We start from the raw sequence: 15,502 nt of genomic DNA, 5'->3' as shown, positions 1-15,502 counted from the left end.
GTGGGTATCAGCCGCAGGCAAACCGCTCGATACGGCCCTTTGAATCGACGTAGACGTTGAGCCGATCGTCGCGGAAATCCTTCGTCGTCGCGGTGTTCGGTGCGATCCAGCGGAGCGTGCGCGAGCCGGATCGGGTCTGCATAACGTCCGCTCGCGCATCGCTCGCGCGCTTGCCGACCAAGTCACCCAGCGAGTCCGCATTGCAGGCCGTACCGACCGGTGTACCAGCGGGCGAAGCGGCAGGCTTGTCGCCGCGAAACTCGACCGGCGTACACGCTGCCGAGGCCAACAGGGCTGCGACCAGAACGATCCTCATGCGGCATCCTCCGTACGCGTCATCTTGAGCTTCCCGTTGATCACCGCGAACGCGAGGCGACCCTCGACCAGATCGAGCGCATCGCGGCCGAACTGGTCGAACCGCCAGCCTTCGAGCATCGGCAGCCCGGTCCGCACGCCCGCCGCCAGCGCCTCCAGCTCATCGGTGCGTGCCAGCAATTTCGATGCGACATCAATGTCCCGCGAGCGGATCTTCAGGAGCAGCTTGAGGAGGTCGGCAACCAGCGAGCCTTCCTTGCCAAGCCCCGGCTTGCGATCGTCTCGGGGCGGCAGTTCGTCCTCACCAAGCGGTTGCGCACTCTCGATCGCGGCCATCAGCCGTCCGCCGATGTCGTTGCCGGCCCATGTCGCCGACAACCCCCGCACCCGCGCGAGGTCGGCCTGCTTGCGCGGTGGATGTCCCGCCATGTCGCCCAGCGTCTCGTCCTTGACGATCCTCCCACGCGGCAGATCCTTTGCCTGCGCCTCCAGCTCACGCCACCGCGCCAGCGCCTTCAGTCGCCCCAGCACTTCAGGCTTGCGCCCCGAAATCCGCACACGCTTCCACGCAAGATCGGGATCGTTCGCATAATTGGCGATATCGCCAAGTCGCTCCATCTCCTGGTCGAGCCACACCCCGCGCCCCGTCTTGCGCAACCGCTCCAGCATCTTCGGGAAGATCTTCGACAGATGCGTGACGTCGCCGATCGCATATTCTATCTGCCGCGCATCCAGAGGACGCCGCGCCCAGTCGGTAAACCGCGCGCCCTTGTCGACCGCGATCCCGAGCCAGCTGTCGACCAGGTTCGAATAGCCGATCTGCTCGCCTTGCCCCAGCGCCATCGCCGCGACCTGCGTGTCGAACAGCGGGAAGGGCGTCTTGCCGGTGAGGTTGTAGACGATCTCGATGTCCTGTCCGCCGGCATGGACCACCTTCAGCACATCGTGATTCTCGACGAGCAGGTCGAGCAGCGGCTTCAGGTCGATCCCCGGCGCCATCGGGTCGATCGCGGCGGCTTCCTTGTCGTCGGCGATCTGGATCAGGCAGAGCTCCGGGTAATAGGTGCTCTCGCGCATGAATTCGGTGTCGACGCAGACATAGTCGGCGTCGGCCATGCGCGCGCACAGATTGGCGAGCGTGGCGCTGTCGGAGATAAGCGGGTGAATATGCATGGACCCGTCCATAGCGAGGCTCGTCCGGGTTGACAAAGGCGGGTAGGGAAGGGAAGCGCGAGGCACCTGTTTATCGTCCGAGAAGACCCATCATGCACGCCTATCGCACCCACACCTGCGCCGCCCTCCGCCCCGAACAGGTCGGCGAAGAGGTCCGCGTCTCCGGCTGGGTCCACAAGAAGCGCGATCACGGCGACCTCGTCTTCATCGATCTGCGCGATCACTACGGCATCACGCAGATCGTCACCGACGTGTCGGGGCCCGTCTTCAAGGTCATCGAGGGTCTGAAGAGCGAAAGCGTCGTGACGATCACCGGCAAGGTGACCGCACGTGCGCCGGAAGCCGTCAACCCGAACCTGCCGACCGGCGGGATCGAGATCCGCGCGACCGCCGCGACGGTCCAGTCGATGGCTGGCGAACTGCCGATGCCGGTCGCGGGCGAGGCGGAGTATCCCGAGGATATCCGCCTGCGCTATCGCTATCTCGATCTGCGTCGCGAGCGGCTGCACGCGAACATCATGCTCCGCAGCCAGGTGATAACGTCGCTGCGCAACCGCATGAATTCGCAGGGGTTCACCGAATTCCAGACGCCGATCCTGACCGCGTCGTCGCCCGAGGGCGCGCGCGATTATCTGGTGCCGAGCCGCGTCCATCCGGGCAAGTTCTACGCACTCCCGCAGGCGCCGCAGATGTTCAAGCAGCTGCTTATGGTCGCGGGCTTCGATCGCTATTTCCAGATCGCGCCCTGCTTCCGCGACGAGGACGCCCGCGCAGATCGTTCGCCGGGTGAGTTCTACCAGCTCGATTTCGAGATGAGCTTCGTCACGCAGAACGACGTGTTCGCGGCGATCGAGCCCGTCCTCCACGGCGTGTTCGAGGAGTTCGCCGACTGGCAGGGTAAGGGTCGCCAAGTCTCGGCGTTGCCGTTCAAGCGCATCCCCTACCGCGAATCGATGCTGAAATACGGCAGCGACAAGCCCGACCTGCGCAACCCGATCCTGATCCACGACGTCGGCCATCACTTCGTCGATTCGGGCTTCGGCCTGTTCGCAGGGATCGTCGCCGGCGGTGACGTGGTCCGTGCGATCCCCGCGCCGAACACCGCCGACAAGAGCCGCAAATTCTTCACCGACATGAACGACTGGGCGCGCGCCGAGGGGCATGCCGGGCTCGGCTACATCACGCAGAAGAACGGCGAACTCGGCGGTCCGATCGCCAAGAACCACGGCGAGGAAGCGACGCGGAAGCTGATCGCCGAGATGGGCCTCGGCCCGAACGACGGTATCTTCTTCGCAGCCGGCAAGGAGCTGCCCGCGTCGAAGCTCGCTGGCGCAGCGCGGGCGCGGATCGGCGCCGACCTCGGCCTGATCGACGAGAACCGGTTCGAGTTCTGCTGGATCGTCGACTTCCCGATGTTCGAATATGACGAGGACGCCAAGAAGATCGATTTCAGCCACAACCCGTTCTCGATGCCACAGGGCGAGATGGAGGCGCTGGAGACCAAGGATCCGCTCGATATCCTGGCCTATCAGTACGATATCGTCTGCAACGGCGTCGAGCTGTCGTCGGGCGCGATCCGGAACCATCGTCCGGAGATCATGTACAAGGCGTTCGAGATCGCCGGTTACACGCAGGCCGATGTCGACACGAACTTCGCGGGCATGATCAACGCGTTCAAGGTCGGCGCACCGCCGCATGGTGGCTCGGCACCGGGGATCGACCGGATGGTGATGCTGCTCGCGGGCGAACCGAACATCCGCGAGGTCGTGCTGTTCCCGATGAACCAGAAGGCCGAGGACCTGATGATGGGCGCACCGAGCCCGGTCAGCGCGAAGCAGCTGAAGGAACTCAACATCCGGTTGACGGTCGATGGTCCGAAGGATGCCACCAAGGTGGTCGCGCCTAACGCGGGGTGATGAAACTGTCCCTCGCCCTCCGGGGAGAGGGAAGGAGGAGCCGCTTGGCGACGGGAGGGTGAGGGGCGGTTGGTGTCCGCCAACCGCCCCTCACCCTCCCACCCGCAAGCGCGGGCCCCTCCCTCTCCCCGAAGGGGCGAGGGAAAGACGTTATCCCTTCCGCCGCTTTCCCAACCCCGTTAACCATGCAAATACCCCTGCACTGTAAGGGGATGGCATGCTCGACGATCAGATGACACCGACGGCGGCGCCGAGACTCGTCCGCAGCCTTGGCGTCATGGGCGTCCTGTTCCTCAGCCTCTCCGTCGCGACCCCGGCATCGTCGGTGTTCGTCATCGTCCCCGGAATGCTCCAGGTCGCCGGCACCGGCGCAGTCTGGGCAACGCTGATCGCCGGACTCGTCGGCGTCGCCACCGCGTTCGTCTATCCCGAACTCTCGTCCGCTTGGCCGGCCGCCGGCGGCGAGTACGTCGCGGTCCACGCCTCACTAACCGCCGACGACCCGTTCGGGCTCCTGTCGCGCTCCGCGGCGGCACCGCAATGGCCGACTGGATTTCGATCGGGGTGGTAGCCGCGATCGTCAACGCGGTCATCGCCTGCATCCTTGCCTGCGCGCGCTTCTTCTACGGCACGGCTCGCGACGGATCCTGGGGCCGCCCGCTCGACCAGTGGATGGCGCATGTCCACCCGAAGTTCGGCTCGCCTTGGGTCGGCACGCTGCTGGTTGGCGGGTTCGGGATCGTCGCGTGCTTCCTGCCGCTCCAGCTGCTGCTCGTCCTCAGCGGCACCGGCCTCGTCGCGATCTACGCGGGGATCTCCGTGGCGGCGATGGTCGGCAGGCGGACCGGCAAGACCGCCCACGCGCCGTACCAGATGCCGCTCTATCCGCTGGCACCACTCGTAACGCTGCTGGCGCTCGGCTATGTCTGCTGGACGAGTTGGTCCGATCTGGACGAGGGCCGCCCCGGTCTGATCATGACGGCCGCGCAGATCCTGCTCTCGATCGCCTATTATTGGTTCGTTCTGCGTCGTCGCGGCCCGTGGAACGTTCATGGTCCACTAGCGACGGAGAGCAACGCATGACGATCCATCTGGCCGATTACGAAACCGGCGACGAATATGACGGCAAGTACAAGCACGACCTGAAGGAACTTCAGAAGCGTCTCGAACACATCCAGGTCGCGCACATCGTCGGTGGAACGCGCGCGATCATCATGTTCGAGGGCTGGGACGCAGCGGGGAAGGGCGGCATCATCCAGCGCCTCTCCGCCGAATGGGACCCGCGCAACTACAAGGTCTGGCCGATCGCCGCGCCGACCGCGGACGAGAAGGCGCACCACTTCCTCTGGCGGTTCTGGAACCGCTTGCCCGCCTGCAGCAACATCGCGGTATTCGATCGCAGCTGGTATGGTCGCGTGCTGGTCGAGCGTGTCGAGGGATTCGCCAGCGAGGCCGAGTGGCGCCACGGCTATGACGAGATCAATGCGTTCGAAGCGCAGCAGGTCGAAAGCGGCACGACCCTCGTAAAGCTGTTCATCCACACCACGCAGAAGGAACAGGACCGTCGCCTCAAGGCCCGGCTCGACGACCCGTGGAAGCACTGGAAGACGGGGCTCGACGACTATCACAACCGGTCGCGGCGTGAAGAGTATCTGGAGGCGATGGCCGAGATGTTTGCACGCACCGATACCGCGACGGCGCCATGGGCGGTGATCGATGGCAACGACAAGAAGGCGGCCCGGATCGCGGCACTGACGCTGATCGCGGACCGCCTCGAAGCCGGCGTATCAATGGTGCCGCCACCGCTCGACCCGAAGGTCAAGAAGGTGGCGGAGAAGGCGTTAGGCCTTCGCTGACTTTGCCTCGGGGTCGGCTGCCGAAACGAAATTATCGTCGTCGTTGAGCACCAGCAGCTGGCCCTTGTCGATCCCGAAATAAGCGCCGCGCAGTGCGAGTGTGCCGGCAGCCTCGGCTTCGGCGACGAACGGGAACGTGCGCAGATTGGCGATCGAGGTACGGACGGACTCGAGTTCCATCTCGCGTCCGGCCTCGGCGCTTTCGCCGTACTTTGCGATCACCTTGTCGCGTGCACCGTCGAGCAGGCTGACCCAGTCGGACACGAAGCCGCCAGCACCGCGCTCGGCGTCGGCGAACGCCTGCGTCAGCGCAGCCTTGCAGCCGCCGCACTTCTCGTGGCCCATCACGACGATCTCTTCGACCTTCAGCTGGGTTACGGCGAACTCGATCGCTGCCGAAACGCCGTGATGGCCGCCACCGGTTTCGAACGGCGGCACCAAGTTGGCGACGTTGCGGACAACAAACACCTCACCCGGCAACGTGTCGAAAATCTGCGCGGGTTCGACGCGGCTGTCCGAGCAGGCGATGATCATCACCTTCGGGCTCTGGCCGTCCTGCAATTCCTTCCAGCGCTCGCGCTGCTCCTCCCAGGGACCGTCCTTGAAGCGATGATAGCCTTCGATCATTTCCGGAAAGTGAGTTGGCACGGTTAGCCTTCCATATCAGTTTGCGATGCAACATGAAAAACTTGTCATGTTGAAACTGGTTCCACGATTTTATCCCGTTTTTCCGGCCGTTCCAACCGGTCGACGTGATCCACCGCCATTGTCTCTACCGCAGGGCAGGGCTATCTGGCGTCCATGAACGACATGACCCCGATGGCTGCGCCGGTTCGCGCGCGCAAGCCCGACTGGATCCGCGTCAAGGCGCCGACCTCCGCTGGCTTTGCGAAAACCCGCGAGTTGATGCGCTCGAAAAGCCTGACGACGGTGTGTGAAGAGGCGGCGTGCCCGAACATCGGCGAATGTTGGTCGAAGAAGCACGCGACGGTCATGATCCTCGGCGACACCTGCACGCGCGCGTGCGCATTCTGCAACGTTAAGACCGGCATGCCGCGCGCAGTCGACCGGATGGAGCCACAGAACGTCGCCGATGCGGCCGCGCAGATGGGGCTTAACCACATCGTCATCACCTCGGTCGACCGTGACGACCTGCCGGACGGTGGCGCGTCGCAGTTCGTGAAGGTGATTCAGGCGATCCGTGCCTCGAACCCGACGACGACGATCGAGATCCTGACGCCCGACTTCCGTAACAAGGCGCAGGCCGCGATCGAGTCGATCGTCGAGGCGCGTCCTGATGTCTACAACCACAATCTCGAGACAGTGCCGCGGCTTTACCCCACAATCCGTCCCGGTGCGCGCTACTATGCGTCGTTGCGCTTGCTGGAGAGCGTCAAGAAGCACGACCCGTCGATCTTCACCAAGTCCGGCGTGATGCTCGGGCTCGGCGAGGAGCGCCTGGAGATCCATCAGGTGATGGACGACATGCGCTGTGCCGACATCGATTTCCTGACGATGGGCCAGTATCTCCAGCCGACGCCGCGTCATGCGAAGGTCGCCGAGTTCGTGCCGCCCAAGGCGTTCGATGCCTATGCCTCGATCGCCCGCGCGAAGGGGTTCCTGCTGGTCGCATCGTCGCCGCTGACCCGGTCGAGCTATCATGCCGGCGATGATTTCGAGAAATTGCGCGCGAACCGTGACACGAAACTGGGCGTCGCGCGCATCTGATGCCGAAGCATTCGGAAACGCGTCACCTGCCGTACACGCCAGAGCAGATGTTCGACCTGGTCGCCGACGTCGGCCGCTACGCCGAGTTCCTGCCTTGGGTCAGTGCGATGCGGGTGCGCTCGAACAGCGAGACGGAGACGCTTGCTGACATGATCGTCGGCTTCAAGGGCCTACGCGAGACGTTCACGTCTCGCGTCCAGAAGGTACGCCCCAGCGAACTGACCGTTGATTACGTCGACGGACCGTTGAAGTATCTGCGCAACGAATGGCATTTTCGGCCAGAGGCGCAGGGCTGCGCGGTCGATTTCACCGTCGACTTCGCGTTCAAGAACCGGATGTTCGAGATGATCGCGGGCCAGGTATTCGGCGCTGCGCTGCGGAAAATGATCGGCGCGTTCGAGACCCGCGCCGCCGAACTCTACGGCGCCGAATCTTCCGGCGCCGGGGCGTCGGGCAGCAAGAGTTCGAGCGCACACAGCGCAGCCTGAAGCCGGATTCCGCCCCGACCGAGATCGCCGAAATCCTTACGGTCGGCGTGAACGTCGGATGGATCGCGACCCTTTTCCGCACGGCCAAACACGACGGTTCCGACCGGTTTCTTGAGCGATCCGCCACCAGGGCCGGCGACGCCCGTAATGGCGACCGCGATGTCGGCTCCCGATTGCTTGAGCGCGGCTTGCGCCATGCTCCACGCCACCGCGATCGAGACCGCGCCGAACGTTTCGAGCACGTCCGAGCTGATCTTCAGCACGCCGAGCTTCGCGTCATTCGAATAGGTGACGAAACCGACCTCGAACACGTCGGACGATCCGGGAATTTCCGTCAGCGCGGCCGCGACGAGGCCGCCGGTGCAGCTTTCCGCGACCGCGACCCGGCGACCGATCGCGCGGTTCTCCTCGACCACTTTACGCGCGGCGTTGACCAGTTCGGCGGGAAGGATGGTATCCATCAGCGAGTCTCCACCGGGCACAGCAGCATCGCCACCGCGGCGATATCACCGCTGCGTGACTTCTGGGATTTCAGGTACCGCAACGTCTCGACGACGATGCCCGCGGTGTTGCGCGGTGGCAAGGGCTGGAGCAGCGTCACCATCCGGTCGATCGTCCCGCAATCGCGGGTCGCGATCCGCCCGACGATCTGCGGCACCAGCAACGTCGTCAGCAGCGGCCGCGCAAATTCCGAATCGAGCATTGCGTCGACCGCCGGATCGCTGAGCTTGACGATCGCGGCGCGGGCCGCGGGCCAGGCACGGTCGGATTCGATCTGATAGCGGCCGATCAGCGCACTTGACTGTGACCGGATGAGACTGGCCGCGGGAAGCAACGGCGCGCAGACGCGACCGGTTTCACGCAGGATGTCGGGCATCGCGACGAGCGTCAGCGATTCGGCTTCGGGGCCCGTGATGCAGCGCGGTTGCGCCAACGCTGGACTGGCCAACAGCGCGATCGCGGCGAGCGTGGCACCGATCCTCATGCGGGCCTTCATGCCGGCGATCCTGGTACGCGGACGGTCGCGACGGCCTGGGCGGCGATGCCTTCGCCGCGGCCGGTGAAGCCGAGTCGTTCGGTCGTGGTCGCCTTGACGCTGACCCGGTCGAGCGTGAGCCCAAGCAGGTCTGCGATCCGCGCGGTCATTGTTGCACGGTGCGGGCCGATCTTCGGCGCCTCGCACATGATCGTCAGGTCGACGAAATCGATCCGGCCGCGCTTGTCCGCGATCAGCTTGGCGGCGTGCTGGAGGAACTGCGCAGAGTCGGCGCCCTTCCACTGGGGATCGCTCGGCGGGAAATGCGTACCGATATCGCCCGCCGCGATCGTGCCTAGCAGCGCGTCGGTCAGCGCGTGGAGCGCCACGTCCGCGTCGCTATGCCCCGACAGCCCCTTGTCGTGCGGGACCAGGACCCCGCCAAGCCAGAGTTCCTCGCCGACTTCGAGACGGTGGACGTCGAAGCCCATCGCAGTGCGGGTTTCATACGCGACCCGCGCTTCGGCGGCCGCGAAATCTTCAGGGTGGGTGACTTTCTCGAGCATCGCCGAGCCCTGCACCAACGCGACGCCGACGCCAAGCCGCCGCACCATTTGTGCGTCGTCGGTGGCTTCCTCGTCGGCAGGCCAGACGGCGTGCGCGGCGCGTAGCGCTTCGACGGAAAACGCCTGCGGTGTCTGCACGCGGTTTAGGTCGGCGCGGGGCACGATATCTCCGAGCAGGACGGTGCCGCGCGCAAGCGTGTCGGTTACCGGGAGGACCGGAATGGCCGCGTCCCGGGTCTTCAAGGCCGAGACGAGCGAACCGATGACGTCGGCGGACAGGAAAGGGCGGGCCGCGTCGTGGATCATCACGTGCGTCGCGTCGTCGATCGCCGCGAGTCCGTTCGCGACCGATTCGCGGCGCGTGGTACCGCCGATGACGGTCCTCACGCTGCTGCCGAGCGACCCGGCGGCTAGAGCCTGCTGCCCTTCACCGATGATGACGATCGTCTCGGCAATAGCCGGATGCGCGGAAAACGCGTCGTAGGAATAGGCAACCATCGGACGCCCGGCGATCAGCGCGAACTGCTTGGGAACCGATCCCCCGGCGCGCACGCCGGTTCCGGCGGCGACGATGATCGCAACGATACGGTGTGGCTGTGTCATCGTCGCGACCTAGCGGTTCGTCCGGAGGCTCGCCAGTCTTGCGACCGAGCGCGGGGTAGGGTAGGGGGATGCCTCTTTTTCAGGCACATTCATGCGCAACTTGAACCCCATCCAGATCGGTCCTGTTCGGATCGAAAGCCCCGTCGTGCTCGCGCCGATGACCGGCGTCACCGACATGCCGTTCCGCACGCTCGTGCGACGCTATGGCTCGGGGCTGAACGTTACCGAGATGGTAGCGAGCCAGGCGGCCATCCGCGAAACGCGCCAGTCGTTGCAGAAGGCGGCATGGGATCGGCTCGAGGAGCCGGTGTCGATGCAGCTGATCGGCTGCACCCCATACGAGATGGGCGAGGCGGCCAAGCTCAGCCAGGATCGCGGCGCGGCGATCATCGACATCAACATGGGCTGCCCGGTGCGGAAAGTCGTCAACGGCGACGCGGGCTCGGCGCTGATGCGCGACCTGAAGCTCGCTAGCGCCATCGTCGACGCCACCGTCAAGGCGGTCGACGTACCGGTGACGCTCAAAATGCGGATGGGCTGGTGTCACGACAGCCTCAACGCGCCCGAATTGGCGCGGATCGCCGAGGATCTCGGCGTGAAGCTGATCACCGTCCACGGCCGCACCCGCAACCAGATGTACAAGGGCAATGCCGATTGGGGCTTCGTCCGCAGGGTCAAGGAAGCGGTGACCGTCCCGGTGATCGTCAATGGCGATATCTGCACCATCGAGGACGCCGAGGCGGCGATGGACCAGTCGGGCGCGGACGGCCTGATGATCGGCCGCGGCGCGTATGGGAAGCCTTGGGTACTGGGGCAGGTGATGGAGTGGTTCGCCACGGGCCGGCGCATCGAAGACCCGTCGATCACCGAGCAATATGACGCGATCGCAGGCCATTACGAGGCGATGCTCGAACACTATGGGATCGAGACCGGCGTCAACATGGCGCGCAAGCATATCGGCTGGTACACCAAGGGGCTGCCTGGTTCGGCCGAGTTCCGCAACAAGGTGAACCAGGTGCCCGATCCCAAGCAGGTCAAGGCGATGCTCGCCGAGTTTTACGCGCCTTGGCGTGACCTTGCAGCGGCCTGACACCAGTTCACGCGGACGGCCGGGCTTTGCGGAGCTGTTTGCGGCGCTGCCGGTCGCGGTCGTCGTGGTCGATCCGAACCAGCGCGTCGCACATGCCAACGCGCTCGCCGAGCAATTGCTGAACCTGTCCGAACGGCTGATGATCGGCCAACCGCTCGACGCTATAATCCCGCCGCCAGACGATCCGCGCAATCGCGACGGGCACGGCCTCGCGGTCTACGATACCGAGATCTCGACCGCGCGCGGCGTCAAGATCCGGGTGGATTTCGCCGAGACGCAGATTGCCGATTATCCGGGCTGGCGCGCGATCACGCTGCATTCCGCGGCAACCTCGCGGCGGCTCGGCCATTCCGCCGACCGCGCCGCTGGAGCGAGAGCGGCGGTCGGCGCGGCGGCGATGCTGGCGCACGAGATCAAGAACCCGCTGTCCGGCATTCGCGGTGCGGCGCAGTTGCTCGGTGCCGGCGAACTGACGACGCTGATCGTCACCGAGGTCGACCGGATCGCCGCGCTGATCGACCGGATGCAGGATTTCAGCGACACGCGGCCGCTGCCGCTGGCCAGCGAGAACATCTATCCGCTGCTCGGCCATGCCCGCCGGCTCGCACTCGCCGGGTTCGCACGCGGTATCCCGATCGAGGAACGCTTCGATCCCTCGCTTCCGCCCGCCCAGATCAACCGCGACGCGTTGCTCCAGATCATCATAAACCTTCTCAAGAACGCGCGCGAAGCGGTTCGAAACGAACGCGAACCGCGCATCGTCATGACGACCGCCTACCGTCACGGCATCACCATCAGCTCGGCGCCGGGCAAACCGCGTCTGCCGCTGCCGATCGAGATCTGCGTCTTCGACAATGGGCCTGGCGCGCCCGCCGATATCGCCGATCACCTGTTCGATCCGTTCGTTTCCGGGCGACGCGAAGGGCAGGGGCTTGGCCTCGCTTTGGTCGACAAGCTCACGCGCGACATGGGCGGAATCGTCCAGTATGCCCGCGAAGGAAATCCCGAAATGACCGTCCTCCGCCTGTTGCTGCCAAGGGCCGCATCGTGAGCACCGTCCTGGTCGTCGACGACGATGCCGCGATCCGCACCGTCGTCGCCCAGGCGCTCCGGCGGGCGGGGCACGAGGTCACCGTCGCCGACAGTCTTGGGCAGCTCGAACGCGCGCTGGCTAGCGCGCTCCCCGATGTTCTCGTCACCGACGTGATCCTGCCCGACGGCGACGGTATCGACCATGTCCGCAGCGTCGCCGCGCGTTTCCCCCTGCTGCCGATCATCGTGCTGTCGGCGCAGAACACGCTGACCACCGCGGTCCGCGCGGCCGAGGTCGGTGCCTACGAATACCTCCCCAAGCCGTTCGACCTCGACGTCCTGACGCGCGCCGTCACGGGTGCGCTCGCCCGCGGTGGAACGGTGTCCGACGACGATCTCCGCGACGAAGACCGCGCGCTGCCGTTGATCGGGCGTTCGGCGGCGATGCAGGACGTGTACCGGATCATCGCGCGCGTCGTGTCGAACGACCTGACGGTACTGATCTCTGGGGAATCCGGCACCGGCAAGGAGCTGGTCGCGCGCGCGATCCACGATCTCGGCCCGCGCAGTGCCGCGCCGTTCGTGGCGATCAACATGGCCGCGATCCCGCGCGAACTGATCGAGGCGGAGTTGTTCGGTCACGAGCGCGGCGCGTTTACCGGCGCGGCGACGCGCAACGCCGGGCGGTTCGAGCAGGCGTCGGGCGGGACGCTGTTCCTCGACGAGATCGGCGACATGCCGATGGAAGCGCAGACCCGGCTGCTCCGCGTGCTCCAGTCCGGCGAGTTCACCAGCGTCGGTGGCGCCCGCACGATCCGTGTCGACGTGCGGATCGTCGCCGCCACCAACCGCGATCTGTCCGCGCAGGTCGCCACGGGGCAGTTCCGCGAAGACCTGTTCTACCGTCTCAACGTCGTGCCGATCACCCTGCCGCCGCTGCGTGAACGTCGCCAGGATATCGCCCTGCTCGCACGTCACTTTCTCGATCATGCCGCGATCCAGGGACTGCCGCGCCGACAGCTTGCCGGCGATGCGATCACGGCACTTGGCGCGCACGCGTGGCCCGGCAACGTTCGCGAACTCGAAAATCTCATGCGTCGCCTCGCGGTCCTCGCCCGTGACGAGGTAATCGACGCCGACGCGATCCGGATGATGATCGGCACGCAGGTCGACACGAGCGAGCCCGCCGATATCGACATCGCGCAGGCCGTTCGTACGATGATCGATCGGATCGCCCGGCAGGATCCCGCCGCGCTCGACAACGGCACCTTGTACGACCGGGTGATCGGCGAGGTCGAACGCCCGCTGATCGAGGCGATGCTCGCGCGCCACGGCCAGAATCAGCTCCGCGCGGCACGTGCGCTGGGGATAAATCGGAATACGCTCCGCAAGCGGCTAGACACGCTGGGGATCGACCTCGGCGGTGAACCGCTCGCCTGATTGCACCGAAACGGCCATCTTCCGTTCATTATGTGGTTTAAAGGCAACGGTCGACGTTGTATCGGGGCACCGATGATCGCTTCCGCGGCGCTACCTATGGATGAAGACGGGCCTCCGGCCCGGTTTGCCGTGACGCCCACGATCGAGGCGCTCGTCGTGGCTGTGGCGATCGTGATCGGCGTTGCAAGCTACTTCACGATCACGGGAACCGACGCGCCGCAGCGTCTCCTTGAGCCGCCACTGGTAGCGTTGCTGCTGGTCGCGAACCTCGTGCCCGGTATCGCACTCCTGATGCTGCTCGGACGGCGTGTTGCCATGCGCCGCGCCGCCCGGTCGCCCGTCGGTGGCGGCGGGCGTCTCCACGTCCGTCTTGTCGCCCTGTTCTCGATCGTCGCCGCAGTGCCGATGCTGCTGGTCACGATCTTCGCATCGTTGCTGTTCCAGTACGGTGTGCAGTTCTGGTATTCCGACCAGGCGCGCGGGATGCTGGAGAATGCGACCGGGCTCGCCCAGTCGTCGTATGCGCGCCAGCTCAACCGGTGGCAGGAAGCCACCGTGACGATGGCGAGCGACATGTCCGCCTATCTCCGCGAGCGCTCGCTGCAAAGCCCGGATTTCTCCGGCTGGTTCCTCCAGCAGGTCTATTATCGCAGCCTCTCGGAAGCCGCGTTGTTCAAGGTGTCTCCCCAGCAGGGCATCCAGACACTGGCGATCGTCAATCCGTACGAGATCGATTTCACGCGCCGCGTCACGCCCTCGGCGATCGCCGAGCTGCGGTCGGGCAAGAGCGCGGTCGTCGCGGTGACCGGGGATCGCATTCAGACGATCACGATGCTGCCGGGCTCCGACGAACTGTTCCTGTACGCCGGGCGCGTAGAGGATACGAAATTGCTGTCCGAGCAGACGACGCGCGCGAACGACGTGCTGAAGAGCTATCGATCGCTTCTGGCGCGAGCCCGCAGCCTGCAATTGCGGTTCAACGCGGCGCTGCTGCTGATTTCGCTGCTGATCATCGGGATCGCGGTCTGGATTGCGCTTGCCGTCGCTGATCGCCTCGTGCGGCCGGTCGGCGAACTTGTCGATGCGGCCCGCCGGGTCGCCGCCGGCGATCTGACCGCACGCGTCCCCGACCCGCGCAGCCGCGACGAAGTCGGGACGCTGGCCAATGCGTTCAACCAGATGACGGGCCGGTTGGAGGAACAGAACACCGAACTCGTCACCGCAAACGGCCAGCTCGAAAACCGTAGAGCCTTGATCGAGGCGGTGATGGCGGGCGTATCGGCGGGTGTCGTCGCGACCAGTCGCGACCGGACGATAACGATCGCGAACGAATCCGCCACGGGGCTACTTGCGGCGGTCGTGGGTACCGATACTCTGGTCGGCCGCCGCTTGGTCGACGTCGCGCCCGAACTCGATGCGATGCTCGACAACGGTGACCGCGAGGCGATCGTCGAGATCGGGCAGGCAAGCGATATGCGGACGCTCGCGGTCCGGATCGCGCGACCGACCACCGGGCCGATCCTGACGTTCGACGATATCACCCAGCAGCTGCTCGACCAGCGTCGCGCCGCGTGGTCCGACGTCGCGCGCCGGATCGCGCACGAGATCAAAAACCCGCTGACCCCAATTCAGCTTGCCGCCGAGCGCCTCCAGCGGCGCTATGGTGCCAAGGCCGAGATGCAGGACGGCACGTTCTCGCGACTGACCGACACGATCATCCGCCAGGTCGGCGACCTCCGCCGGATGGTGGACGAATTTTCGTCGTTCGCGCGTATGCCCAAGCCTGTGTTTCGGGAGGAATCGCTGGTCGACGCCGCGCGACAGGCGTTGTTCCTGCACGAGGTGGCGCATCCCGCTATCGGCTTCCATCTCGTCAACGACGATCCGGGTCTGGCGCTCGTCTGCGACCGCCGACAGATCGGGCAGGCGCTGACCAATATCGTCAAGAACGCGGTGGAAGCGATTGAATCGCGAGGCGAATCGGGCGGCTCGGTGACGATGACGCTGAGCCAGGATCCCGGCCGCAGCGTCACCATCGCGGTGGCGGATACCGGCATCGGCCTTCCTCCCGATCGCGACCGGATCATGGAGCCGTACGTCACCACGCGCGCGCGCGGCACCGGCCTCGGGCTTGCCATCGTGAAGAAGATCATTGAGGAGCATTGTGGTACGATCGGCTTTTCCGATCGACCCGGTGGCGGTACAATCGTCACCATGATCTTCGACGCCAAGGCGCTGGCCGCGCTCGACCAAGGGGCATCGGCACCCGAGCTGGCAGGGGAGGGCCAGCTCGCCACGATGACCCGCAACCGGATATGA

Annotated in this window: 16 protein-coding genes; 10 read left to right on the top strand and 6 right to left on the bottom strand. The window is 65.5% G+C overall.

Features of this window, described 5'->3' with window-relative positions; translation table 11 throughout:
* Positions 1-7: 7 nt before the first annotated feature.
* Both ACLBWL_RS11880 and rnd read right to left on the bottom strand, forming a co-directional pair.
* Entirely contained in the window at positions 8-316 is a 309-nt protein-coding gene (locus ACLBWL_RS11880; protein WP_447793246.1) for an I78 family peptidase inhibitor, read from the bottom strand.
* Positions 313-1,488, bottom strand: a complete 1,176-nt coding sequence (rnd, locus tag ACLBWL_RS11875) for a ribonuclease D (protein WP_447793244.1) — start codon at positions 1,486-1,488, stop codon at positions 313-315. The genes ACLBWL_RS11880 and rnd overlap by 4 nt, the downstream gene beginning before the upstream one ends.
* A 92-nt stretch (positions 1,489-1,580) precedes the next feature.
* On the opposite strand from rnd, the gene aspS reads away from it, so the two are divergent.
* From aspS to ACLBWL_RS11855, 4 genes are all read left to right on the top strand, one after another.
* Positions 1,581-3,404 (top strand): aspartate--tRNA ligase, encoded by a 1,824-nt coding sequence (gene aspS / locus ACLBWL_RS11870; RefSeq protein WP_447793242.1) that lies wholly within the window; start codon positions 1,581-1,583, stop codon positions 3,402-3,404.
* Positions 3,405-3,621: 217 nt separating this feature from the next.
* Positions 3,622-3,975 (top strand): hypothetical protein, encoded by a 354-nt coding sequence (locus ACLBWL_RS11865; RefSeq protein ID WP_447793240.1) that lies wholly within the window; start codon positions 3,622-3,624, stop codon positions 3,973-3,975.
* Positions 3,945-4,487 (top strand): hypothetical protein, encoded by a 543-nt coding sequence (locus ACLBWL_RS11860; protein WP_447793238.1) that lies wholly within the window; start codon positions 3,945-3,947, stop codon positions 4,485-4,487. The genes ACLBWL_RS11865 and ACLBWL_RS11860 overlap by 31 nt, the downstream gene beginning before the upstream one ends.
* A complete protein-coding gene (locus ACLBWL_RS11855) occupies positions 4,484-5,260 on the top strand; it encodes a polyphosphate kinase 2 family protein (RefSeq protein ID WP_447793236.1) in 777 nt (258 codons plus the stop codon). Before ACLBWL_RS11860 ends, ACLBWL_RS11855 begins: the two co-directional genes overlap by 4 nt.
* Here ACLBWL_RS11855 and ACLBWL_RS11850 read toward each other — a convergent pair.
* On the bottom strand, positions 5,246-5,887 hold the full coding sequence (locus ACLBWL_RS11850; RefSeq protein ID WP_447793234.1) for a carbonic anhydrase: 642 nt from the start codon (positions 5,885-5,887) through the stop codon (positions 5,246-5,248). The two genes, ACLBWL_RS11855 and ACLBWL_RS11850, sit on opposite strands and share 15 nt — an antisense overlap.
* A 174-nt stretch (positions 5,888-6,061) precedes the next feature.
* Here ACLBWL_RS11850 and lipA point away from each other — a divergent pair, with 174 nt between their 5' ends.
* Both lipA and ACLBWL_RS11840 read left to right on the top strand, forming a co-directional pair.
* Positions 6,062-6,988 carry a lipoyl synthase gene (gene lipA, locus ACLBWL_RS11845; protein WP_447793232.1) on the top strand — a complete coding sequence of 309 codons (927 nt, stop codon included), beginning with the start codon at positions 6,062-6,064 and terminating at the stop codon, positions 6,986-6,988.
* A complete protein-coding gene (locus ACLBWL_RS11840; RefSeq protein ID WP_447793230.1) occupies positions 6,988-7,476 on the top strand; it encodes a type II toxin-antitoxin system RatA family toxin in 489 nt (162 codons plus the stop codon). Before lipA ends, ACLBWL_RS11840 begins: the two co-directional genes overlap by 1 nt.
* Here the strand turns inward: ACLBWL_RS11840 and ACLBWL_RS11835 are convergent.
* From ACLBWL_RS11835 to ACLBWL_RS11825, 3 genes are read right to left on the bottom strand one after another with little or no spacing between them, the layout of a single operon-like run.
* The gene (locus ACLBWL_RS11835) at positions 7,407-7,937 is read right to left on the bottom strand and encodes a CinA family protein (RefSeq protein WP_447793229.1); all 531 of its coding nucleotides are present in this window, start codon (positions 7,935-7,937) and stop codon (positions 7,407-7,409) included. The genes ACLBWL_RS11840 and ACLBWL_RS11835 overlap by 70 nt on opposite strands.
* A complete protein-coding gene (locus ACLBWL_RS11830; RefSeq protein WP_447793227.1) occupies positions 7,937-8,473 on the bottom strand; it encodes a hypothetical protein in 537 nt (178 codons plus the stop codon). The genes ACLBWL_RS11835 and ACLBWL_RS11830 overlap by 1 nt, the downstream gene beginning before the upstream one ends.
* Complete coding sequence (locus ACLBWL_RS11825; RefSeq protein ID WP_447793225.1) at positions 8,470-9,621, bottom strand: bifunctional 2-C-methyl-D-erythritol 4-phosphate cytidylyltransferase/2-C-methyl-D-erythritol 2,4-cyclodiphosphate synthase; 1,152 nt, start codon at positions 9,619-9,621, stop codon at positions 8,470-8,472. The genes ACLBWL_RS11830 and ACLBWL_RS11825 overlap by 4 nt, the downstream gene beginning before the upstream one ends.
* Positions 9,622-9,712: 91 nt before the next feature.
* Here ACLBWL_RS11825 and dusB point away from each other — a divergent pair, with 91 nt between their 5' ends.
* From dusB to ACLBWL_RS11805, 4 genes are all read left to right on the top strand, one after another.
* Entirely contained in the window at positions 9,713-10,711 is a 999-nt protein-coding gene (gene dusB / locus ACLBWL_RS11820) for a tRNA dihydrouridine synthase DusB (protein ID WP_447793223.1), read from the top strand.
* On the top strand, positions 10,692-11,762 hold the full coding sequence (locus ACLBWL_RS11815) for a two-component system sensor histidine kinase NtrB (protein WP_447793221.1): 1,071 nt from the start codon (positions 10,692-10,694) through the stop codon (positions 11,760-11,762). The genes dusB and ACLBWL_RS11815 overlap by 20 nt, the downstream gene beginning before the upstream one ends.
* A complete protein-coding gene (ntrC, locus tag ACLBWL_RS11810; protein WP_447793219.1) occupies positions 11,759-13,183 on the top strand; it encodes a nitrogen regulation protein NR(I) in 1,425 nt (474 codons plus the stop codon). The genes ACLBWL_RS11815 and ntrC overlap by 4 nt, the downstream gene beginning before the upstream one ends.
* 72 nt (positions 13,184-13,255) lie before the next feature.
* The gene (locus ACLBWL_RS11805) at positions 13,256-15,502 is read left to right on the top strand and encodes a sensor histidine kinase (protein ID WP_447793217.1); all 2,247 of its coding nucleotides are present in this window, start codon (positions 13,256-13,258) and stop codon (positions 15,500-15,502) included.

The sequence above is a fragment of the Sphingomonas sp. M1A8_2b genome (assembly GCF_053345535.1).
This window is presented reverse-complemented; position numbering and strand designations above follow the sequence as displayed.